This window comes from Azospirillum sp. A1-3 (assembly GCF_023806445.1).
GTDB lineage: Bacteria > Pseudomonadota > Alphaproteobacteria > Azospirillales > Azospirillaceae > Azospirillum.
Map to the genome: position 1 here is coordinate 1217581 of NZ_JAMSLU010000001.1, position 19748 is coordinate 1237328.

Consider the following 19748-nt stretch of genomic DNA (forward strand, 5'->3'; position numbering starts at 1 on the left):
CGCGCCCTCGCCCGCCTGACAGATTATTCCGCCCACCGTGCCGCTGCCGCGTCGTCGCTTTCCTTGGCCTCGACCCAGCGTTCGCCCTCTGGTGTCGCTTCCAGCTTCCAGAACGGCGCCTTCGTCTTCAGCCAGTCCATCAGGAAACGACAGGACTCGAAGGCGGCGTCGCGGTGCGCCGAGGCGGTGGCGACCATCACGATGCGGTCCCCCGGCTCCATCCGGCCATAGCGGTGGATCACCAGCACATCGTCCAGCGGCCAGCGGCGCCGCGCCTCCTCCTCGATGGCTTCCAACTGCTTCTCGGTCATGCCGGGATAATGCTCCAGCGTCATGGCGCTGACGGCAGCGCCGCCGGCGATGTCGCGCACCAGCCCGACAAACATCGCCACCCCGCCGACGCTGGTTCGACCGGCGGTGAAGGCGGCGTATTCGACGCCGACGTCGAAATCCTCGGCCTGGACGCGGATCGCCATGCCGTCAGCCCCCCGTCACCGGCGGGAACAGCGCAATCTCATCGGTCGCGGAGATCGGGTGGTCGTAGGGCACATGCTCCTGGTTCACCGCCACCTTGACCACCTTGCTGTTGGCCAGCGCCTCGGCATGGCGCGGGCTGCGGGTCTTCAGCCATTCGACCAGAGCGCCGGCCGTAGTCACCTCCGCCGGCAACTCCACGGTCTCGGTCGGCACGCCGATCTTGCTGCGCAGCCAGGCGAAATAGAGAATCTTCATCACGCGACCTCTACAGGAATTCTTTGAAAGGCAGGAAATCGACGGTCATGCCGGGCTCGACCCCGGCCAGATCCTCCGGCAACTCGATCAGGCCCTCGGACTCCACCAGCGACGACAGCACACCGGCACCGTCGCGCGGGTATTTCGCCGCCACCAGCGCACCGTCCTCGCCACGGGCCAACGAACCGCGCAGGAACTCGCGCCGCCCCGGCTTCTTCTTGTGGGCGAAGCTCGCACGCACCGGGATCGACTGCGGCGTCTCGTCCGCCGCCCCCATCAGCCGCAGCAGGATCGGCCGGGCGATGCGCAGGAAGGTCACCACCACCGCGACCGGATTGCCCGGCAGCCCGACGAACACGGCGCCGCGCACACGGCCCAGCGCCACCGGCCGGCCCGGCTTGATCGCCAGCCGCCAGAAATCCAGCCGCCCATTGGCCTCGACCGCCGGTTTGACGTGATCCTCCTCCCCGGTGGACATGCCGCCGGAGGTGATCAGCGCGTCATGGCTCATCGCCGCCTCCGCCAGCGCATCGCGGATCGTCTCGAACCGGTCGGGCAGGATGCCGAGGTCGGTGACGGCGCAACCCAGCCGGGTCAGCAGCGCGATCAGGGCAAAGCGGTTGGCGTCATAGACGGCGCCGGGCTCCAGCACCTGCCCCGGCTGCCGCAACTCGTCGCCGGTCGAGAACACCGCCACCCGCAGCCGGCAGCGCACCGCCAACGTCGGATGCCCCAGCGACGCCGCAAGCGCGATGTCCTCCGGCCGCAGGCGCCGTCCCGCGGCCAGCACCACCGACCCTTCGCGTACGTCCTCACCCGCCAGCCGGCGGTTCACGCCGCGGCGGATGCCCGCCGGAAGGGTGACGGTGGTACCGTCGCTGCGGCAGTCCTCCTGCATGAAGACGGTGTCCATGCCCGCGGGCATCGGCGCGCCGGTGAAGATGCGCACCACCTCCCCCCGCACCGCCGGCCGGCCCAGCCACTGCCCGGCGGCGACCCGCGCCGTCACCGGCAGCACGGTCGGCTGATCGGCAGCCAGATCGTCGAAGAACACGGCATAGCCGTCCACCGCGGCATTGTCGTGCGGCGGCACGTTGAAGGGCGCCACCAGATCGGCGGCCAGCACCCGGCCGAGCGCATCCGCCAGCGGCACGGTCTCCGTCGCCGTCACCGGCCCGACCCGCCCGGCCAGCAGAGCCAGCGCCGGCTCCACCGCCATCATCGGCCCGCCGAAGGCGAAGCAATCATTGTCGAGTTGCACCATGGTCGCCACTCTAGTCCGCCGCGGCATCCGCTGCGAAGGGGGAAAAGGCGTCCTTTCCGGGACGTGGCATTCAGCCGCCGAACAGCCCGGGGATTTCCTCCACGCGCGTCAGCAACCGGTCCGGCCGCCGCGCCGCCAGAGCATCCTCGCGCGCATAGCCCCAGGAGACAGCGGCGCAGCCCATGCCCAGCTTGCGCGCCGCGTCGATGTCACGCACCTCATCACCGATGCCGACGGCAAGCTCCGCCGGCACACCGGTCATGCGCAGCATCTTGCTGAACTTCGCCGCCTTGCCGAACAGCGAGGCGCCGCAGCCGTAATGCGCCACCCGCCCAGCCGCCTCCGGTCCCAAAATACCGCGGATGTTCTCCGCCGAGTTCGAACTGACGATGGCGACGGTCACGCCGCGGTCGCTCAACGCCCGAAGCATCTCCGGCACACCGTCGAACAGCCGGATATTGTCGATGTCGCGCGCCATCAGTTGCCGCATGTGGTTGGCGATGAAGGGCAGCTTCCAGTTCGGCACCCGCAGGTGCCGCATGATCTGCCGCGCGTCATAGCCGCGCAACCGCTCCACCTCGTCCGCCTGCACCCGGTTGAAGCCATAGCGGTCGGCGACGCCGTTCAGCACGCCGATGAACCAGGGAAACGAGTCGGCCAGCGTGCCGTCGAAATCGAAGACGGCAAGCCGATAGCCGCGGCGATCGAGCGCCTGCGGCATGTGGGAATGTGCGGTGTCCATGTCGTCTCTTGGTATGTCAAATCAGCGAAGGCGGGGCCTCACCCCAACCCGCACCTCGCCACCACGAACGCCGCAACCGCCTCGGCATCGTTCAGGTCCAGCACCGGCACCGGACATCCCGGCACCGCGCCGTCGCTGGCGACCGCGACGATGGTGGGATCGTCGGGCGCGATCAGCGCCTTGTCCACCTCGGCCCGCCAGACCTCGATCTTTTCGTGGCGGTCGCGCTTGAAGCCCTCGACCAGCAGCAGATCGACCGGCGCCACCTTGCCGATCAGTTGCTCCAGCGTCAGCTCCGGCTCGCCGTCGCGCAGCTCGTGCATCAGGGCCCAGCGCCGGGGGGAGCTGACCAGCACCTCCGTGGCGCCGGCCAAGCGATGGTTGTGGCTGTCCTTGCCGGGATGGTCGATGTCGAAGCCCTTGTGGGCGTGCTTGACCGTCGACACGCGCAGGCCCCGCGCCGTCAGCGCCGGGATCAGCCGCACCATCAGCGAGGTCTTGCCGCTGCCGCTCCAGCCGGTAAGGCCGAAAATCTTCATGTCGGAAACTCTCAACCGGCGCTGCGGGCCGAACGGGCGGTGCCGGGCTTCGCCGGCTGTTCCGCCATCATGTGGGTCAGCCCGGCGCGCATGTAATCCCACCCGGTGTAGAAGGTCAGCGCCGCGGCGATCCACAGCCCGACCGTGCCGATGAAGGTCACCGGCAGTTCCGCCGGACCATAATCGCCGACGATCAGGAAACCCAGCGCGATCATCTGGATCGTCGTCTTCCATTTCGCCAGCCAGGTCACCGGCACGCCGACATGCAGGCCGGCCAGATACTCGCGCAGGCCCGACACCAGCACCTCGCGCAGCAGGATCACCACCGCCGGCAGGATCGACAGGCCGGTCAGCCGGTGGAACCCCGCCAGCATGATGAGGGTCGCCGCCACCAGCAGCTTGTCGGCGATGGGATCCAGGAACTTGCCGATCACGCTTTCCTGCGCCCAGGCGCGCGCCAGATAGCCGTCGAACCAGTCGGTGATGCAGGCGGCGGCATAGAGCGAGCACGCGGTATAGGCCGCCCAGGCCTCCGGCACATAGAACAGCCCGACCACCACCGGGATCACCGCGATTCGCGACAGGGTCAGCAGGTTGGGCAGGCTGGTCAGCATGACGGAAAACTCGAACCGCTGGAGGATGTCGCCGCACGGCGCCCGTGAGAGCGCCGGCTGGTTTGTTGTGCCCGCATTCTAACCATCGGGATGGAAGTGATCGTATATCTTTTTCGCAACGGCGCGATTGATCCCTTCCACCGCCTCCAGATCGGCCAGCCCGGCGCGCGCCACCGCCGCCCCGCTGCCGAAGTGATGCAGCAGAGCCTTCTTGCGGGCGGGACCGATGCCGGCGATCTCGTCGATCGGCGATTTGCCGATGGCCTTGGTCCGCTTGGCCCGGTGGGTGCCGATGGCGAAGCGGTGGGCCTCGTCGCGCAGCCGCTGCAGGAAATACAGCACCGGGTCGCGCGGCTCCATCTGGAAGGGCGGGCGGTTTTCCATGAAGAAATGCTCGCGACCGGCGTCGCGGTCCGGTCCCTTGGCGATGCCGACCAGCGTCACGTCATCGATGCCCAGCTCCGCGAACACCTCCAACGCCACGTTCAGCTGCCCCAGGCCGCCGTCGATCAGCACCAGATCGGGCCATGTCCCCAAGGTGCGCTCCGGGTCCTCCTTCACCGCCCGGCCGAATCGGCGGGTCAGCACCTCGCGCATCATGGCGAAGTCGTCGCCCGCCGCGCCCTGCTCACGGATGTTGAACTTGCGGTAGGCGTTCTTGATGAAGCCCTCCGGCCCGGCGACGATCATCGCGCCGATGGCGTGCGCCCCCTGGATGTGGGAGTTGTCGTAGACCTCCACCCGCTCCGGCGGCCCGTCCATGCCAAAGGCGGCGGCCACCCCCTCCAGCAGCCGCGCCTGGCTGGAGCTTTCGGCCAGCCGGCGGCCATGCGCCTCGCGCGCGTTGGTCAGGGCATGTTCGACGATCCGCCGCTTCTCTCCGCGCTTCGGCTCCGCCAGTTCCACCTTGTGCCCGGCGCGCACGGCCAGCGCCTCGCTCAGCAGCTCCAGTTCCGGCAGGGCGTGGCTGACCAGCACCAGCGGCGGCGCCGCCTTGTTCTCGTAGAACTGGGCGATGAAGGCGGCCAGCACCTCGCCCGTCTCCGCCGCCTTGTCGTGGCTGGGGAAATAGGCGCGGTTGCCGTAGTTGCGGCCGCCGCGGAAGAAGAAGACCTGGATGCAGGTCACCCCGCCCTCGGCATAGGCGGCGATGACGTCGGCATCCTCCACCACCCCCTCGACATTGATGTCCTGGTGCGCCTGGATCGCCGTCAGCGCGCGGATACGGTCGCGGTAGCGCGCCGCCGTCTCGAAATCCATCGCGTCGGAGGCGGCCATCATCCGGTCGGCGAATTCCGTCTGGATGTCGCGGCTCTTGCCCGACAGGAAGGCGCGCGCCTGACCGACCTGCGCCTGATACTCCGCCGGGCTGACTCGGCCGACGCAGGGCGCGGTGCAGCGCTTGATCTGGTATTGCAGGCAGGGTCGGGTGCGGGCGGCGAACACCGTGTCGGCGCAGTTGCGCAGCAGGAAGGCGCGCTGCAGCGCCGTGATCGTCCGGTTGACAGCCCCGGCGGAAGCGAAAGGGCCGAAGTAATCGGCATCGCGCCCGCGCGCGCCACGGTGCTTGGTCAACTGCGGATAGTCGTGGTCCTTGGTGATCATGATGTGCGGAAAGGTCTTGTCGTCCCGCAACAACACGTTGTACCGCGGCATCAGCTTCTTGATCAGGTTCGATTCGAGAAGCAGCGCCTCCACCTCGGTGTGGGTGTTGACGAACTCCATCGTCTCGGTCTCCGCGACCATGCGCTGGAGCCTGACTGGCAGCTTTCCCACCTGGGTGTAGTTGGTCACCCGGCGCTTCAGGTTGCGCGCCTTGCCGACATACAGGACCGCCCCGTCACCCGCCAGCATGCGGTAGACGCCCGGCGTCTGCGGCAGGGTCTTCAGATGCTCACGAATGATCTCGACACCCCGGTCGATGTCGGCCGGCCGCCGTTTCGGACGCGCGGCAACGTCCTCACCGCCCGAGGCATCGGCGTCGGAAGAGGAAACCAGGGGCTCTGAGGAATGCGTTTCGGACATGACCAGAATGTCGTCGAGCGGCCGTCGCGGGTCAACTGTTGGGCACGCGAAGGACGCATGCGGAACGACTCACCCCTCCGGAAGAATATCCACGAAACCTGTGGATAAGTTTGTCGATAACGACGGGGGTAGCCCATCCGGAGCTAGGCGCCACAACGGGTCGCATGCTTCCGCCTATTTTTTAGGCATTTTCGTTAAGCCGTTGATTTCCTTAGGTCAGGTGTGAGTCAAGGGCGGGAATTGACGCGCGGCCACAAAATTGTCGCGGGCGTGCAGGCGCCTCTTGCGCGGGGTGGGGCACCTGTGTAAAACGCGCGGTCATTTTCGCCGCACCGCACCCGCCCCGCCGGCCGCAAGGCTCCGGACGGACGTGCCTTTCCCTGTTTAAGGATTGCAATCCGCCGCTATTCGTTGGGCACGAAGCCATGCGCCGGCTGCGCCCATCCCAGATGCTCCCCACCGTCCAGCGCGATCATCTGGCCGGTCATCGCCGGGGCGGCGATCAGGAAGCGGATGGCGGCGCAGATCTCCTCCGGCGTGGTGCCGCGCTGCAGCGGGGTCGAGTCCCACTGGGCGGCGAACTCCTCCACCGTCTGGCGGTCGTTGCGCAGGGTCGGGCCGGGTCCGATGCCGTTGACCCGGATGCGCGGTGCCAGCGCCAGCGCCATCGTACGGGTCAGCGCCCACAGCCCCATCTTCGACAGGGTATAGGACACGAAGTGTGGCGTCGGATTCCACACGCGCTGGTCGATGACGTTGACGATCAGCCCGCGCTCGCCCTCCGGCAACCGAGACGCGAAATCCTGCGACAGCACGAAGGGAGCCCGCAGGTTCGCCTCCATATGCGCGTCCCACGATTCGCGGGTGACGTCGGCCATCTCGTCGCGTTCGAAGCGGGAGGCGTTGTTGACCAGCAGTGTCAGCGGACCGAGCCGCTCCGTCGCCGCCGGCACCAGCGTCTTCACCTCCGCCTCACGGTCGAGGTCGGCGGCGAAGGCCATGGCACGGCCGCCCGCCCGCTCGATCTCGGCGACGACGGCATCGGCCTCATCGCGGGAGCTTCGGTAATGGACGGCGACGTCCCACCCCTGCCCCGCCAGATCGAGCGCGATGGCCCGCCCGATGCGCTTGCCGGCCCCTGTGACCAGGGCCGTTTTCCTCTTGATCTCGACCATGGCGCCATAGGTACCTTGCCACCGTCGCGGGTCAAGGGGTGAGACGGCCGGAAAAGCGGCCGATCAACGGGCCAATGGCGACGTTGGCGGCGAAGTTGGCGGAGGGGGTAAGCCGGCGATGTTGCGCGAAGCCTTCGAATATCTGACCACGCCCTGCCCGCCGCTGGCGCGCCGTTTCGGCTACCTGTCGGAAATGGTGGCCTTGGGAGCCCGCTACCGGCGCCAGAAGCGGGCCTGGGCGCCGCATGTCGCCGCCTGCCACCGCTTCATCGATCAGGCGGTGCAGCGGGTGGAACCGGGTGGGCGCGCGCTGGTCGCCGGTTCGGGGCTGCTGATCGAGATCCCGCTGGAGACGCTGACCGCCCGTTTCGACGAGGTGGTTCTGGTGGACATCCTCCACAGCCGCGCCGTCCGCCGCCGTGCGGCGGCCCTGCCCAATGTCCGCCTCGTCGAGATGGACGTCAGCGGCGCGCTGGCGCCGCTTGCCGCCGCGCTGGACAGCGGCGGCCCGCTGCCCACCGATTTCAAACCGCCGGTTCCCGATGGTGGCCCCTTCCGCTTTGCCGTCTCCTGCAACCTGCTGTCCCAACTGCCGCTGCTGCCGCTGGAGGCGGTGGAACGCCGCGCCCCGGCGACCACGGAGGCGGAGCGGATGGCCTTCGCCCTGCGCATGGTCCACGGCCATCTGTGCTGGCTGTCCGCCATCGCCGAACGCGCGGCCCTGTTCACCGACATCGACGCCTCCTGGATGCATGGCGGCACCGTGACCGAGGTGGAGGATTCGACCTGGGGCCTCGCTCTCCCCGCCCCCGACATGTCCTGGCTGTGGGACATCGCCCCGGCGCCGGAGCAGGACCGGCGACAGGATCTGCGCCACAGCGTCGGCGGCTGGTTCGATGTGCGGACGGTGACGAGTGTACTTCCGCCCTGTTGAGGGAACCGAGACCTCGACACAGCAGACGGGAGAGCGCCCATGGCCGCCAATGACCGCAACCGCAGCAGCGATGACCGCCCCAGGGATGACCGCAACATCGGCAACGCCACCGGCCCCAGCGACAGCGGCGGCATCGACGAGCGCGAGATCCCGCTGGACATCCCCCGGACAGTCGAGCATCCCGACGTGGACGAGCGGATCGAAGGCTTCCAGCGCATCATCGGCCCCGGCGCCGGCGGTCCGATCGACCAGCCCGACGAGGATTTCGGCATTCCCGGCAGCGAGGAGGCCGGCGGCCTCGGCACCGGCCCGCTGCCGCCGCGCCAGCCCGACCACCCGCAGGGCCAGAACACCAGGGGAGCCGAGCGGGGATCGTCGGACCGTATCGTCTCCGACCGCAACGTCGCGGTCGACGGGGCACGGGACCGCAAGTAATCGGCACGGCGAACTATTGTCGGAAAGGCTACGGACCATGGCCGTCGACAATAGTTCGCTCCTCCGTTGATTGATGAAGCTGATACGGAAAAGGTCGGGCGGCATTGCGCGGACTGCGCTTCATGGGACAGCGGCTCTGCCCTATCTTGGGTTTCACAAGGCGAACCAACGCCTCATACGAACCCAAGGGAGTGGACGTCTCTCACCTCACGTGGAGATTCCCAAAGCCATGAACATCAATTTCAACGAAGTCCGCGATCCCCGTTCCTACGACGAGATCATCCTGGCCGCCCGCCAGATGCGCGCCGATCATCTGCGCGACCTGTTCGGCAAGCTGCGCGCCGGCCTGTTCGGCGGCCGTACCGGCCACGGCACCGCGCTGCCGAGCGTGCGCTGACGGCAGACGGGCCTCCGCCGACCGGCGAGGCTCCAGCCGGATAGAGAAACGGCCCGGATAGAGAAACGGCCCGGATAGAGAAACGGCACCGTGCATTGCTGCGCGGTGCCGTTTTCGCATTCAGGGTTTCTCCAACCGCCTATCCGCGTTCCGACCCCGGCGCGCCGGTGCACCACAGAAGCCCCAGCACCAGACCCTTGCAGCGCGGCAGCAGGATCAGCGTCAGCAGCAGGGTCAGCGCCGGCCAGATCGCCAGATGCAACCAGGTCGGCGGCTCATAATTCTGTTCGACGAACAGCAGGGCGGGGATGACGATATGGCCGACGATCAGGATGGTCATCCAGGGCGGCGCGTCGTCGGCGCGCAGATGGCCGTAGGCCTCGCCGCAGGCCGAACAGTGATCCACCGGCTTCAGGAAGTTCCGCAGCAGCCGGCCGCGCCCGCAATTGGGACAGCAGCCGATCAGGCCGCGGAAAGAGGCGAGAAACTTCGACGGAGCCGCTTCGGTTCCTGCGATCATGGCCACTCCTTCCGTGTTGCGGACAATATAGGCTCTTGCCCGCCAAACCACACCCCCGATTGCGGACAGGTCGGGCATGCGGAGTCGGGATCGTGGCGACCGGCCGGATTTTCGGGCCGTCCTTATCCCGTCTGCCGCCCCGTGCTATGAAGTGTGCAGGCTGTTTGCCGCCGCAGAGGCGATATGGGGGGATATGATGGATCGGACGCCGGATGAAACAATGGAACATCTCCCGGATTCTGTTTCATAGCGTTTCAAATGTTCAACTCCAGCCTCCCCAACCCTGCTGCCGAGTTGACGGCGGCGACCGCGCGGTCTAGGGGAAGACCTTTGCGTTCCGGAGACCCAGCCATGCCCGTCACCCGCCTGTTGTGCGCTGCCGCTGCCCTCGCCGCCTTCGTCGGCCCGATCGCCATGCCGGTGTCGGCGATGGCGCAGACCAAGACCGTCGCCATCACCGCCATCGTCCAGCACCCGGCGCTCGACGCGACGCGCGACGGCGTGGTGGAGGCGCTGAAGGACGCCGGCTTTGTCCAGGGCCAGAACCTGAAGGTCGAGTATCAGAGCGCGCAGGGCAACCCGGCCACCGCCGCCCAGATCGCCCGCCAGTTCGCCGGCTCCCGCCCCGACGTGATCGTTCCGATCTCCACCCCGTCGGCCCAGGCGGTGGCGGCTTCGACCCGCGACATTCCCGTGGTCTTCACCGCGGTGACCGATCCGGTGTCAGCCCAGTTGGTGAAGTCGATGGACAAGCCCGGCGCCAACATCACCGGCCTGTCCGACATGGCCCCTGTGGCTGAGCATGTCGCCCTGATCCGCGAGATCCTGCCCCAGGCCAAGCGCATCGGCGTGCTCTACAATCCGGGTGAGCCGAACTCCATCGTGCTGGTCAAGGCGCTGAAGGACGAGGCCGCCAAGGCCGGCCTGACCGTGGTCGAGGCCTCCGTGCCGAAGTCGTCGGACGCCCAGCAGGCGGTGCGCAGCCTCGTCGGCAAGGCCGATGCCGTCTACATCCCGCTCGACAACACCGTCGTCTCGGCGCTGGAAAGCGTGATCGCCGTCGGCCAGCAGGCCAAGCTGCCGATCTTCTCCGCCGACACCGACAGCGTCGCCCGCGGCACCGTCGCCTCGATCGGCTTCGACTATCTCCAGGTCGGCAAGCAGACCGGCGCCATCGTCGCCCGCGTCCTGAAGGGCGAGAAGCCCGGCAACATCCCGGTGTCGCTCGCCAAGGGCACCGACCTGTTCGTAAACCCGAAATCCGCCGCCGCCATGGGCGTCACCCTGCCCGACGCGGTGGTGAAGCGCGCGACGAAGGTGGTCGGGCAGTAAGCGGCGGTTGGGGAAAGGCACTTTGCCCCCTCCCTAACCCTCCCCCACCTTTGGTGGGAGAGGGAACTGCCGCAGAACGCCGACAAGAGTCCAATCCCCTCTCCCGCGTAAGCGGGGGAGGGATAGGGAGGGGGCGATACACTCTCTCCTCCAAGCCTCCTTCAAAAGCACCGCAATGACTGAAATCGCTCTCTTCGGCGCTATCGAGATCGGCCTCGTCTATGCGCTGGTCGCCATCGGCGTCTATCTGTCGTTCCGCATCCTGGACTTCCCCGACCTGACGGTGGATGGAAGCTTTCCGCTGGGGGCGGCCGTCTGCGCGGTGCTCTTGATCGCCGGGGTCAACCCCTGGCTCGCCAGCCTCGCCGCCGCCCTCGCGGGTGCCGCGGCCGGGCTGGTGACGGCGACGTTGAACGTGCGCTTCAAGATCCTGCATCTGCTCGCCAGCATCCTGACGATGATCGCCCTGTTCTCCGTCAACCTGCGGGTCATGGGGCGGCCGAACGTGGCGCTGCTGATGCAGGACACGGTGCTGACGCCCTTCTACGGCCTCGGAATCCCCGACCACGTCGTCCGCCCGCTGGTGGTCGGCGTCATCGTCGCGGTCGTCGTGCTGCTGCTAGCCCGCTTCCTGTCCAGCGAGTTCGGACTGGCGATGCGGGCGACCGGCGTGAATGCGCGGATGGCGCGGGCGCAGGGCGTCGACACCGACGCCCATGTCTATGCCGGCATCGCCCTGTCCAACGCCCTGACCGGTCTGGCCGGCGCCCTGTTCGCCCAGACCAACGGTTTCGCCGACGTCACCACCGGCATCGGCACCATCGTAGTCGGCCTCGCCGCCGTCATCGTCGGCGAGACGGTGCTGCCCGCCCGCGCTCTGGCTCTGGCGCTGGTCGGCTGCGTCGCCGGTTCGATCCTCTACCGCCTCGCGGTGCAGCTGGCGCTGTCGGCGGACTCCATCGGCCTGCAGGCCTCCGACCTCAATCTGGTGACCGCGGTGCTGGTCGCCGTCGCCCTGATCCTGCCGCGCCTGAAGGCCAAGGCCTCCCGTAACGTCTCCCGCAGCCCGAGTGCCGCCAAATGATCGTCGTCGAGGACATCCACGTCACCTTCGGGCGCGGCACGCCGCTGGAAAAGCACGCGCTGCGCGGGGTCGACCTGACCATCCCGGAGGGGGAGTTCGTCACCGTCATCGGCTCCAACGGCGCCGGCAAGTCGACCTTCCTCGGCTCGCTGGCCGGTGACGTGCTGGCGGAGCAGGGGCGCATCTCCATCGACGGCACCGACGTCACCCGCTGGGACACACCGCGCCGCGCCGGTCTAGTCGCCCGCGTCTTCCAGGACCCGATGGCCGGCAGCTGCGCCGCCCTGACCATCGAGGAGAACATGGCGTTGGCCGCCGCCCGCGGACGCCGCCGCGGCCTCGCTCTCGCTCTGGGCAGCGACCGCCGCAGAAACTTCCGCGACCGCATCGCCGCGCTGGGGCTGGGGCTGGAGAACCGGCTGCACGACCGCATGGGCCTGCTGTCCGGCGGGCAGCGTCAGGCGGTCAGCCTGCTTATGGCGACGCTGGCCGGCTCCAAGATCCTGCTGCTGGACGAACACACCGCGGCGCTCGACCCTGCCACCGCCGATTTCGTGCTGGACCTGACCCGGCGCATCGTCCGCGACAACCGCCTGACCACGCTGATGGTCACCCATTCGATGCGGCAGGCGCTGGACTATGGCGACCGTACGCTCATGCTGCACGAGGGCCGCGTCGTCCTCGACGTGGCGGGCGAGGAGCGCGCCGGGCTGGATGTGCCGCACCTGCTGGCCTTGTTCGCCAAGCAGCGCGGCGGGGTGGAGATCAGCGACGACAGCCTGCTGATCGGTTAAGCCTCCGCCTTCGTCCTGGCTTCGCCTTCCCGATCCGCCTCGAACAGCGACTGAAGCTCCGCCGCGGCATCGCGGGACGTCTGGATCAGCTTGATCTCGTCATTATGGACGGCATGCTGGCGGACCAGGGTCCGTTCGTCATGGGCACGGAAGGTGTCGAGCGTCCGCGTCACCTCGCCTTCAGCCAAGCCCATCTGCCGCAGCACGTCGCCGGTCATCCGCAAGCTGGAATCGAAAGTCTCGCGCACGATGTGGGTGACGCCGCGGTCCATCAGATGATGGACATGGCGGCGATTGCGGGCGCGGGCGAAGATGGTCAGGTTGGGGAAATGGCGCGTCGCCATCTCCACCACGCGAAGCGACTGCTCCATGTCGTCCAGCGCCACCACCAGCACCTTGGCCTTCTCCGCCCCTGCGGCGCGCAGAAGCTCCACGCGGGTCGGATCACCGTAGTAGGCCTTGCTGCCGAACCTGCGGACGAAATCGACCTGGGCCGCGCTGCTCTCCAGCGCGGTGAAGGGTATGCCGCGCACCCGCAGCACGCGGCCGACCACCTGCCCCACCCGGCCGAAGCCGCAGATGATGACTGGTGGGTTGTCGTCGGGCGGGGTATCGAAGGGACGCTTGGGCTTCCCCGACATCAGGCGCGGCGCGAACCAGCGCTCCTCCGCCGCGAACAGGAACGGCGTCGCCAACATCGACAGGGTGACCACCAGCATTGCCGCCGACGCCTGTTCCCCGGCCATCACCCCGCCGCCGACCGCCAGCCCGAACAGCACGAAGCCGAACTCGCCGCCCTGGCTCAGCACCGTCGCCATCCGCGTCGCCCCGGCCCAGGGCACCCCGGCGATGCGGGCCAGAACCAGCATTACCAGCGCTTTCACCACCAGCAGCGCCACGGCAAGGCCGAGGAAGCGGACGGGATGCGCCATCAGCGTCGGCACGTCGGCGCCCATGCCGACAGACACGAAGAACAGGCCGAGCAGAAGACCTTCGAACGGCTCGATGTCCGCCTGAACCTCGTGCCGGTATTCCGAATCCGACAGCAGGACGCCGGCCATGAAGGCGCCCAGCGACATCGACAGCCCGGCCTCCTGGATTAGCACGGCGGTGCCGATAACGATCAGCAGGGCGGTGGCGGTGAAGATCTCCGGCGCGCCGGCGCGGTCGACCGCGTGGAAGATCGGCCGCAGCAGATAGCGTCCGCCGATCAGCACCACGACCATCGCGATCACCGCCTTGGCGACGGACAGCCACGCACCGTCGGCCTGGGGAACGCTGCCGTTGCCCAACAGCGGCAGCAGCGCGACCGCGGGAATGATGGCGAGATCCTGGAACAGCAGGACGGAAAAGGCATTGCGCCCGGATTGGTTGGCGAGCAGCCCACGCTCCGCCATCATCGGCAGCGCCATGGCGGTGGAGGACAGGGCAAAGCCGAAGCCCAGAACCACAGCCGTCGGCCAGGCAAGCCCCAGCCCCCAACCGCACAGCGCGGTGATCGCGGCGCCGGTGACGGCAACCTGCACACCGCCAAGCCCCAGCACCGATTTCCGCATGACCCACAGGCGGGCGGGCCTCAGCTCCAGCCCGATCAGGAACAGCAGCATGACGACGCCGAGTTCGGAGGCGTGTGCGATCGCCCCCACATTGGTGACCAGCCCGAGCCCGGCCGGCCCCACCGCCAGCCCGGCGGCGAGATAGCCGAGCGGCGCACCGAACCCGAACCTTTTTGCCACCGGCACGGCGACCACCATCGCCGCCAGCAGCACAACCAACGTCACAAGCTCCGCCATGTCCCCCGCCGCTCGACTGTCGCAGGGGCACTATGGCGCGATTTCAACGGCCGATGCCAGACACTTAACCGTCAGCGTGGCCATACACCCAGATGCTATTGATTATTCGGCCGCGGAAGCCACGCGCGAGTTGTTCGACGGCGGCGCCCCACTGGCCGCCCAGCGGGTCAGCAGGAGGATGCCGACGACCACGCCGACATAGGCGATCAGCTGCGCCTCCGTCGGACGATCGGTGTAGCCGACCAGCACATGCAGCGCCTGCCCGACGAGGCTGTTGTCACGCAGGACATCCGAGGTGTCCCACAGCACGGTGCCGCCCGCCATCAGGATGCCGCCCTGCGCCAGGAAATTGACCGCCGTGGCGGCCATGCCGGCAGCCAGCAGCGTCAGCAGCCACGTGGTGGTGGCGAACAGATGCCGCGTCGGGATCTGCAGCAGCCCGGCATAAAGCAGGACGGAGACCAGCGCGCCCAACGCCATGCCGCCCAGCCCGCCGGTGGCCACCGTGGCGATGCCGCCCTCTTCCGACGCAAGGATGCCGGTCAGGAACAGCACCACCTCCGACCCTTCGCGCAGCACGGCGACACCGATGACGATGGCCAGCGCCGCCAGCGATTTCTCCCCGCTTTGCACCGCACGGCCGACCGCCTTCATGTCGCGCGCCAGTTCGCGGCCATGCTGCGCCATCCAGGCATTGTGCCAAGCCAGCATGACGACGGCGATCAGCAGGACGGTGGCGTTGAACATCTCCTGCCCGGTATCGGCGAACAGCGAGCTGATGCCGTCGGCGAAGGCGGCGACGATGCAGGACCCGACCATGCCGCCGACGATGCCAAGCGAAATCGACCGGCCGCGGCCGGGCACTCCCTGGGTCGCGGCCAACACGATGCCGACGATGAGGCCCGCTTCGAGGACCTCGCGAAAGACGATGATCAGACTGGCGAGCATGGTCGTCTCCGGTACTGTGCGGTCTGCTGGGACAACGTCACTCGGCGATCACGACGCCCTGCGCCGTCGCTTCGTGGAATTCACCGAAGAAGGGATAGCGCCCCGGCTTCAGCGGACCGACCATGACCTTGATCTGCTTGCGGCCGCCGACGATCTTCTCGACCTTCATCTCGCCGCTTTCGAACTCTTCCGACGTGGCGTCCTGATTGTCGACCAGCAGGGTCACCCGCTTGTTGGCCGGAATCTTCACCTCCGCCGGCTCGAACTTGTGATCCTTGATGACGATGGTGACCGTGTCGGCAGCCTGCGCCGGGACGGCATGGATCAGGGCGGCTCCGGACAGGGCGATGCCGAAGAAGGCGGCGGAAAGCAGAGAGACACGACGCATTCGCGGAAAACCTCAGGGGCTGGTGGGCCATTGCTTCTGAAAATCATTCTCACTCAAGCCCCCCGGGGTCAAATGAAAAGGCACCCGCAGGCTCCGCAACGCACCTGCGACGGAATCGCGCACCCCGGCGGCGTAGCGTGCCACCTACTCAGGTTCGCCCGTCTCGACAAGTCCAGGTCGAGACGAAGCGAAGCCTCGCCGTTTCAGCGGGATGTGACGAAGCGTTCCAATTTGCCCAGCGTTTGCTGCCCCAGTTTCTCGGCGCCGAACCCCTTCGCCTCCTGGAACTCGGAAGCTGTGGTGAACACCATGCCCAACGTCACCTTCGTTGCGCCGTCCTGATCCCCGAACAGGGCCCAGGCGTCGGCATGTTTCGGCCCATTCTCGCCCCAAAGAAGCGTGTAGCCGATTCTTTCCTCGGGCCGGACCTCTCCATAACGATGGTGGTTCGGAAAGACCGTTCCATCCGGCGCAATCATGTCGAAGACCCATTCGCCGCCCGCGCGCAGATCAATCCGCGTCGTCCGACAGGAGAACCCGTCCGGTCCCCACCATTGCGGGAGCGTCTCGGGGTTCATCCACGCCCCCCAGACCAGGGACCGGGGTGCCTGTATCACTCGTTCAAGCACCATGGTCCGCTCGGCCACGCACGAGAGATTGTCCAGTCCCGCACCAAAGCCCTGCCGGTATTCAGCCTCCATGTTCTTGGCCATCGAGGAAAGCTGCACCGTAACGACCAGCCGGCTGCGTTCGTCCGTGCCTGAGAAATCTGCCGACACCAGCGCGGCCGATTGCGTCACGTGCCCGGACGAAACCACCTCGTAATTGACGCTGCGCTGCGCAGGCTGCAATTCCAGCCAGCCAACCTCGCAACGGATATCCGGCTGCCCCTCCACCTTGCAGAGCGAGACCTCACGTCCCCCCACCCTGCTGTCGGCCTCCAGAAACTCCACGGTGATCGAGGGCGTGGGGGCGGCCCAAACCCTCCGGGCGGCCGGGGCTGTCCACGCATGCCACAGCACCGATAACGGCGCGGCCACCTCCCGCTCGAAGGTCAGCGTCGCAAAGCGATCCTTCCTGTCATCCGGCCTGTCATCCGGCGCCATGCCGGTCGAAACGGGGTCCGATGTCATTCTTTGCGCTCCTTCATGACGTTCATCACAAATGCATCCAACCGGTCGAGACGGGCCTCCCAAATGGCCCGGTGCTCATCCAGCCATGTCCGCACCGGATCCATAGCCTCCGGCACCATGGCGCAGATCCGTGTTCGACCTTCCTTGGAGGTTGAGATCAATCCAGCGTCCTCGAGCACGGAAAGGTGCCGCATCACCGTGGGCAGACGCAGCCCGGTGGGACCGGCCAAGTCCGTTACACGCGCGGGTTCTCTGGCGAGCCGGGTCAGGATTGACCGTCGGGTCGGATCAGCAAGCGCGTGGAAGAGCAGCGAGAGATCGGGATCATGCTTAGCCATGTTGCTAAGTATCAGCGCGACATTGCACTTGCAAGCAAACACTTCGTCAGTTAGCTAAGTTTCCTGCAACCGGGCAGGGCTCCTTGAAGCGGTGGCTTTCGTCGCGGCGTGGATCTGGGGCTTTCGCCCTGTCATGCCGACTCGCCATGACGTGGACGCTGTGCTCAAGGACCGGCGGATGTACGGAACCAGGACGGCGTTGTCGATCTCGCCCTGCTCGACGGCGGCACTCGACTTCGGCTTGGGAGGCTCTGGAGCGAGCAACAGTTTAACCACTACCCATAGGGCGTCGGAGACGTGATGTGCAGCCATCCGCCTCCCAATAGCTCAAACCCCGTTTTGTCAGGCGCTCAAGCTTCCGACGAGCCGGGAAACTGCTCCAGCCCATCAGTGATTTCATAGTAGTCCGCCTTGTCGGCCACATAGCCATGGCGGAGCGTCGTCAGCCCGGTCGGCTGGTCCAGGCTGCCCGCGGCGATCTCGATCTCGGTCTTGCCGTCGCCCTTCCAGAACAGGGACGAGCCACAGCGCCCGCAAAATCCCCGCTCCGCAATGTCGGAGGAGCGGTACCAGGACAGCGTTTCATCGGCGTCGAAGGTGACGGTATCGCGCGGAACCGTGACATAGGCGCCGATGTGGCCGTGGAAGCGGAGGCACTGGCCGCAATGGCAGGTCACGACCCCATCCGGCCGTTCCGCCAGCAGAAAACGCACGCCGCCGCACAGGCAACCGCCGGCCAGCGCCCGCTCCCGCCCCGTCTCGCCTTCGCTCATTCCACCACCTCTCCCGTGCTGGTCCGGCGTTCGACACCATCGTCGCCGATGTCGTAATAGGCGCCCTTATGGTCGACGAAGATATGACGATCCACCCGCAGCCCGGACGCATCGTCCAGGCTGCCGGCGGTCACCGTGATGCGGCGCTCCGCACCGGCCTGTTCCACCGCCTCCCAGAACAGCCCGGCACCGCAACGCGCGCAGAAGCCGCGCCGGGCTTGCTCGGAGGAGGCGTACCACGTCAGTGTCGAGTCGGTGAGCAGATGCAACGCCGCACGGGGCAGGCCAGTGTAGGCGCCGACATGGCTGTGCTGGCGCCTGCACTGGGAACAATGGCAGAAGGAGATCGGCTCCGGTCGGGTGTCGATGGCATAGCGCACGCCGCCGCACAGGCAACCGCCGGTCCAGCCCCGCTCCCCCTCCCCGCTTGCCTTCAGGGCGTCCATCGCTCAGCCCCGCCAGAACGGCTTTTCGGCCTCGTAGTCCGCGTCGGCGCGGGAAATGCCGATGTCCGACAGCAGATGGTCGGGCAGAGCCTCCAGCGCGCGGCGCTGCCGGCGGCGTTCATTCCAGGTGGCAAGGCGGTCGAACAGCGCCACCACGCGTTCCCCCAGCCCCACGCCGGTCGGGGCCGGCTTGCGGACGAACAGTTCTGCGCCGGACATCGGTGAATGCGTTCCCTTTGCCATGATCCGGTTCCTTCCGGTGAATGGGGAGCGGGGCCTCGGCCTCGCCGCTCCGTTGGTCAGATCGCTTGTGAAACTGAGGATGGTACAGAGACCGCTTGCCGACAAACGACGCTTTCTCATAGAATCGATTAGCTAAGCTAATCCGAATCCAGCCGCTGGTCCGTCCCCCGCCATGTCCCGCCGCCTGCCCCCGCTCAACGCGCTGCGCGCCTTCGAAGCCGCCGCACGCCATCTTTCCTTCACAAAAGCCGCGGACGAGCTGCATGTGACGCAGGCCGCCGTCAGCCACCAGATCAAGGCGCTGGAGGAGTGGCTCGGATTACCGCTGTTTCGCCGAATGAACCGGGCGCTGGCGCTGACCGAGGCAGGGCAGAGCTATCTGCCGCCGGTGCGCGAGGCGATGGACACGCTGTCCCAGGCGACCGACCGCCTGATCCGCGCCGATAGCAGCGGCACGCTGACCATTTCCACCATGCCCAGCTTCGCGTCGAAATGGCTGGTGCCGAGGCTGGTGCGTTTTCAGAAGCGCCATCCGGAGATGGATGTGCGGGTCCACAGCACGTCGCAGGTGGTGGACTTCGCCCGCCACGACGTCGATCTGGCGATCCGCTTCGGCAATGGCCTGTGGCCGGATTTGCGGGTCGAACGGCTGCTGACCGAGGACATCTTCCCGGTCGGTCACCCATCGCTGCTGGCCGGCGACCGGCCGCTGGTCAATCCGGAGGATCTGCGGCACCACACGCTGCTGCACGACGACTACAACATCTCCTGGGCGGTGTGGTGCCGGGCGGCGGGGATCGAGGGGGTGGACACCGACCGCGGCCTGCGATTCGACGATTCGTCCTTCACCCTGCAGGCGGCGATCAACGGCCACGGCATCGCGCTGGCCCGCGGCGTTCTGGTGGCCGACGACATCGCGGCCGGACGGCTGGTCCGCCTGTTCGAAGTGCGGCTGCCGGGGAGCCTCGCCTACTATGTCGTGGCGCCGCAGCATTACTTTTCCCGGCCCAAGGTGAAGGCCTTCCACGACTGGTTGTTCGAAGAGGCGGAAGCGGTCTGAAAAGCGCTGAATTGAGCGGCTTGCGGGCGTAACGGACCG

24 protein-coding genes are annotated in these 19748 nt (G+C 67.3%); 7 read left to right on the forward strand and 17 right to left on the reverse strand.

What is annotated here, in order from left to right; translation table 11 throughout:
* Positions 1-23 precede the first annotated feature (23 nt).
* The 8 genes from moaE to M5E06_RS05830 form a co-directional block, all read right to left on the reverse strand.
* On the reverse strand, positions 24-476 hold the full coding sequence (gene moaE / locus M5E06_RS05795) for a molybdopterin synthase catalytic subunit MoaE (protein WP_252137479.1): 453 nt from the start codon (positions 474-476) through the stop codon (positions 24-26).
* A gap of 4 nt (positions 477-480) precedes the next feature.
* The gene (gene moaD / locus M5E06_RS05800) at positions 481-732 is read right to left on the reverse strand and encodes a molybdopterin converting factor subunit 1 (RefSeq protein WP_149196930.1); all 252 of its coding nucleotides are present in this window, start codon (positions 730-732) and stop codon (positions 481-483) included.
* Positions 733-742: 10 nt separating this feature from the next.
* Positions 743-1996 carry a molybdopterin molybdotransferase MoeA gene (gene moeA / locus M5E06_RS05805; RefSeq protein ID WP_252137480.1) on the reverse strand — a complete coding sequence of 418 codons (1254 nt, stop codon included), beginning with the start codon at positions 1994-1996 and terminating at the stop codon, positions 743-745.
* A gap of 70 nt (positions 1997-2066) precedes the next feature.
* Positions 2067-2738: an HAD hydrolase-like protein gene (locus M5E06_RS05810; RefSeq protein WP_252137481.1), complete on the reverse strand. Its 672-nt coding sequence runs from the start codon at positions 2736-2738 to the stop codon at positions 2067-2069.
* Between the two features lie 38 nt (positions 2739-2776).
* Complete coding sequence (mobB, locus tag M5E06_RS05815; protein WP_252137482.1) at positions 2777-3277, reverse strand: molybdopterin-guanine dinucleotide biosynthesis protein B; 501 nt, start codon at positions 3275-3277, stop codon at positions 2777-2779.
* An 11-nt stretch (positions 3278-3288) separates the two neighbouring features.
* The gene (pgsA, locus tag M5E06_RS05820) at positions 3289-3891 is read right to left on the reverse strand and encodes a CDP-diacylglycerol--glycerol-3-phosphate 3-phosphatidyltransferase (protein ID WP_085089472.1); all 603 of its coding nucleotides are present in this window, start codon (positions 3889-3891) and stop codon (positions 3289-3291) included.
* 78 nt (positions 3892-3969) lie between these two features.
* Positions 3970-5916 carry an excinuclease ABC subunit UvrC gene (gene uvrC, locus M5E06_RS05825; protein ID WP_252137483.1) on the reverse strand — a complete coding sequence of 649 codons (1947 nt, stop codon included), beginning with the start codon at positions 5914-5916 and terminating at the stop codon, positions 3970-3972.
* Positions 5917-6320: 404 nt separating this feature from the next.
* On the reverse strand, positions 6321-7091 hold the full coding sequence (locus M5E06_RS05830) for an SDR family oxidoreductase (protein ID WP_252137484.1): 771 nt from the start codon (positions 7089-7091) through the stop codon (positions 6321-6323).
* Positions 7092-7209: 118 nt separating this feature from the next.
* On the opposite strand from M5E06_RS05830, the gene M5E06_RS05835 reads away from it, so the two are divergent.
* The 3 genes from M5E06_RS05835 to M5E06_RS05845 all read left to right on the forward strand — a co-directional run bounded on the left by M5E06_RS05835 (position 7210) and on the right by M5E06_RS05845 (position 8857).
* Positions 7210-8025 carry a hypothetical protein gene (locus tag M5E06_RS05835; protein WP_252137485.1) on the forward strand — a complete coding sequence of 272 codons (816 nt, stop codon included), beginning with the start codon at positions 7210-7212 and terminating at the stop codon, positions 8023-8025.
* Positions 8026-8064: 39 nt separating this feature from the next.
* Positions 8065-8460 carry a hypothetical protein gene (locus M5E06_RS05840; protein ID WP_252137486.1) on the forward strand — a complete coding sequence of 132 codons (396 nt, stop codon included), beginning with the start codon at positions 8065-8067 and terminating at the stop codon, positions 8458-8460.
* A gap of 229 nt (positions 8461-8689) precedes the next feature.
* A complete protein-coding gene (locus M5E06_RS05845) occupies positions 8690-8857 on the forward strand; it encodes an RSP_7527 family protein (protein WP_252137487.1) in 168 nt (55 codons plus the stop codon).
* A gap of 139 nt (positions 8858-8996) precedes the next feature.
* On the opposite strand, the gene M5E06_RS05850 is transcribed toward M5E06_RS05845, so the two are convergent.
* On the reverse strand, positions 8997-9377 hold the full coding sequence (locus M5E06_RS05850; RefSeq protein WP_109155228.1) for a DUF983 domain-containing protein: 381 nt from the start codon (positions 9375-9377) through the stop codon (positions 8997-8999).
* Positions 9378-9728: 351 nt separating this feature from the next.
* On the opposite strand from M5E06_RS05850, the gene M5E06_RS05855 reads away from it, so the two are divergent.
* The 3 genes from M5E06_RS05855 to M5E06_RS05865 all read left to right on the forward strand — a co-directional run bounded on the left by M5E06_RS05855 (position 9729) and on the right by M5E06_RS05865 (position 12587).
* On the forward strand, positions 9729-10709 hold the full coding sequence (locus M5E06_RS05855) for an ABC transporter substrate-binding protein (protein ID WP_252137488.1): 981 nt from the start codon (positions 9729-9731) through the stop codon (positions 10707-10709).
* Between the two features lie 175 nt (positions 10710-10884).
* On the forward strand, positions 10885-11793 hold the full coding sequence (locus tag M5E06_RS05860; RefSeq protein WP_252137489.1) for an ABC transporter permease: 909 nt from the start codon (positions 10885-10887) through the stop codon (positions 11791-11793).
* On the forward strand, positions 11790-12587 hold the full coding sequence (locus tag M5E06_RS05865; protein WP_109075399.1) for an ABC transporter ATP-binding protein: 798 nt from the start codon (positions 11790-11792) through the stop codon (positions 12585-12587). The genes M5E06_RS05860 and M5E06_RS05865 overlap by 4 nt, the downstream gene beginning before the upstream one ends.
* Here the strand turns inward: M5E06_RS05865 and M5E06_RS05870 are convergent.
* The 8 genes from M5E06_RS05870 to M5E06_RS05905 all read right to left on the reverse strand — a co-directional run bounded on the left by M5E06_RS05870 (position 12584) and on the right by M5E06_RS05905 (position 18625).
* Entirely contained in the window at positions 12584-14380 is a 1797-nt protein-coding gene (locus M5E06_RS05870; protein ID WP_252137490.1) for a monovalent cation:proton antiporter-2 (CPA2) family protein, read from the reverse strand. The genes M5E06_RS05865 and M5E06_RS05870 overlap by 4 nt on opposite strands.
* Positions 14381-14482: 102 nt before the next feature.
* Entirely contained in the window at positions 14483-15328 is an 846-nt protein-coding gene (locus tag M5E06_RS05875; RefSeq protein ID WP_109155223.1) for an FTR1 family iron permease, read from the reverse strand.
* A gap of 37 nt (positions 15329-15365) precedes the next feature.
* Positions 15366-15716, reverse strand: coding sequence for a cupredoxin domain-containing protein (locus tag M5E06_RS05880; protein ID WP_252137491.1), 351 nt, complete (start codon positions 15714-15716; stop codon positions 15366-15368).
* Between the two features lie 203 nt (positions 15717-15919).
* Positions 15920-16849 (reverse strand): SRPBCC family protein, encoded by a 930-nt coding sequence (locus M5E06_RS05885; protein WP_252137492.1) that lies wholly within the window; start codon positions 16847-16849, stop codon positions 15920-15922.
* Positions 16846-17187, reverse strand: coding sequence for an ArsR/SmtB family transcription factor (locus M5E06_RS05890; protein WP_109155244.1), 342 nt, complete (start codon positions 17185-17187; stop codon positions 16846-16848). Before M5E06_RS05890 ends, M5E06_RS05885 begins: the two co-directional genes overlap by 4 nt.
* Positions 17188-17537: 350 nt before the next feature.
* Entirely contained in the window at positions 17538-17960 is a 423-nt protein-coding gene (locus M5E06_RS05895; protein ID WP_252137493.1) for a GFA family protein, read from the reverse strand.
* The gene (locus M5E06_RS05900; RefSeq protein ID WP_252137494.1) at positions 17957-18406 is read right to left on the reverse strand and encodes a GFA family protein; all 450 of its coding nucleotides are present in this window, start codon (positions 18404-18406) and stop codon (positions 17957-17959) included. The genes M5E06_RS05895 and M5E06_RS05900 overlap by 4 nt, the downstream gene beginning before the upstream one ends.
* Before the next feature lie 3 nt (positions 18407-18409).
* Positions 18410-18625, reverse strand: coding sequence for a DUF1127 domain-containing protein (locus M5E06_RS05905; protein WP_252137495.1), 216 nt, complete (start codon positions 18623-18625; stop codon positions 18410-18412).
* A gap of 196 nt (positions 18626-18821) precedes the next feature.
* On the opposite strand from M5E06_RS05905, the gene M5E06_RS05910 reads away from it, so the two are divergent.
* Positions 18822-19709 (forward strand): transcriptional regulator GcvA, encoded by an 888-nt coding sequence (locus M5E06_RS05910; protein WP_109155218.1) that lies wholly within the window; start codon positions 18822-18824, stop codon positions 19707-19709.
* Positions 19710-19748: the final 39 nt, after the last annotated feature.

Excerpts from the sequence above, each read along its gene's own strand:
- moaE (WP_252137479.1), bottom strand. The coding sequence starts at position 476 with ATGGCGATCCGCGTCCAGGCCGAGGATTTCGACGTCGGCGTCGAATAC.
- moaD (WP_149196930.1), bottom strand. The coding sequence starts at position 732 with ATGAAGATTCTCTATTTCGCCTGGCTGCGCAGCAAGATCGGCGTGCCG.
- moeA (WP_252137480.1), bottom strand. The coding sequence starts at position 1,996 with ATGGTGCAACTCGACAATGATTGCTTCGCCTTCGGCGGGCCGATGATG.
- M5E06_RS05810 (WP_252137481.1), bottom strand. The coding sequence starts at position 2,738 with ATGGACACCGCACATTCCCACATGCCGCAGGCGCTCGATCGCCGCGGC.
- mobB (WP_252137482.1), bottom strand. The coding sequence starts at position 3,277 with ATGAAGATTTTCGGCCTTACCGGCTGGAGCGGCAGCGGCAAGACCTCG.
- pgsA (WP_085089472.1), bottom strand. The coding sequence starts at position 3,891 with ATGCTGACCAGCCTGCCCAACCTGCTGACCCTGTCGCGAATCGCGGTG.
- uvrC (WP_252137483.1), bottom strand. The coding sequence starts at position 5,916 with ATGTCCGAAACGCATTCCTCAGAGCCCCTGGTTTCCTCTTCCGACGCC.
- M5E06_RS05830 (WP_252137484.1), bottom strand. The coding sequence starts at position 7,091 with ATGGTCGAGATCAAGAGGAAAACGGCCCTGGTCACAGGGGCCGGCAAG.
- M5E06_RS05835 (WP_252137485.1), top strand. The coding sequence starts at position 7,210 with ATGTTGCGCGAAGCCTTCGAATATCTGACCACGCCCTGCCCGCCGCTG.
- M5E06_RS05840 (WP_252137486.1), top strand. The coding sequence starts at position 8,065 with ATGGCCGCCAATGACCGCAACCGCAGCAGCGATGACCGCCCCAGGGAT.
- M5E06_RS05845 (WP_252137487.1), top strand. The coding sequence starts at position 8,690 with ATGAACATCAATTTCAACGAAGTCCGCGATCCCCGTTCCTACGACGAG.
- M5E06_RS05850 (WP_109155228.1), bottom strand. The coding sequence starts at position 9,377 with ATGATCGCAGGAACCGAAGCGGCTCCGTCGAAGTTTCTCGCCTCTTTC.
- M5E06_RS05855 (WP_252137488.1), top strand. The coding sequence starts at position 9,729 with ATGCCCGTCACCCGCCTGTTGTGCGCTGCCGCTGCCCTCGCCGCCTTC.
- M5E06_RS05860 (WP_252137489.1), top strand. The coding sequence starts at position 10,885 with ATGACTGAAATCGCTCTCTTCGGCGCTATCGAGATCGGCCTCGTCTAT.
- M5E06_RS05865 (WP_109075399.1), top strand. The coding sequence starts at position 11,790 with ATGATCGTCGTCGAGGACATCCACGTCACCTTCGGGCGCGGCACGCCG.
- M5E06_RS05870 (WP_252137490.1), bottom strand. The coding sequence starts at position 14,380 with ATGGCGGAGCTTGTGACGTTGGTTGTGCTGCTGGCGGCGATGGTGGTC.
- M5E06_RS05875 (WP_109155223.1), bottom strand. The coding sequence starts at position 15,328 with ATGCTCGCCAGTCTGATCATCGTCTTTCGCGAGGTCCTCGAAGCGGGC.
- M5E06_RS05880 (WP_252137491.1), bottom strand. The coding sequence starts at position 15,716 with ATGCGTCGTGTCTCTCTGCTTTCCGCCGCCTTCTTCGGCATCGCCCTG.
- M5E06_RS05885 (WP_252137492.1), bottom strand. The coding sequence starts at position 16,849 with ATGACATCGGACCCCGTTTCGACCGGCATGGCGCCGGATGACAGGCCG.
- M5E06_RS05890 (WP_109155244.1), bottom strand. The coding sequence starts at position 17,187 with ATGGCTAAGCATGATCCCGATCTCTCGCTGCTCTTCCACGCGCTTGCT.
- M5E06_RS05895 (WP_252137493.1), bottom strand. The coding sequence starts at position 17,960 with ATGAGCGAAGGCGAGACGGGGCGGGAGCGGGCGCTGGCCGGCGGTTGC.
- M5E06_RS05900 (WP_252137494.1), bottom strand. The coding sequence starts at position 18,406 with ATGGACGCCCTGAAGGCAAGCGGGGAGGGGGAGCGGGGCTGGACCGGC.
- M5E06_RS05905 (WP_252137495.1), bottom strand. The coding sequence starts at position 18,625 with ATGTCCGGCGCAGAACTGTTCGTCCGCAAGCCGGCCCCGACCGGCGTG.
- M5E06_RS05910 (WP_109155218.1), top strand. The coding sequence starts at position 18,822 with ATGTCCCGCCGCCTGCCCCCGCTCAACGCGCTGCGCGCCTTCGAAGCC.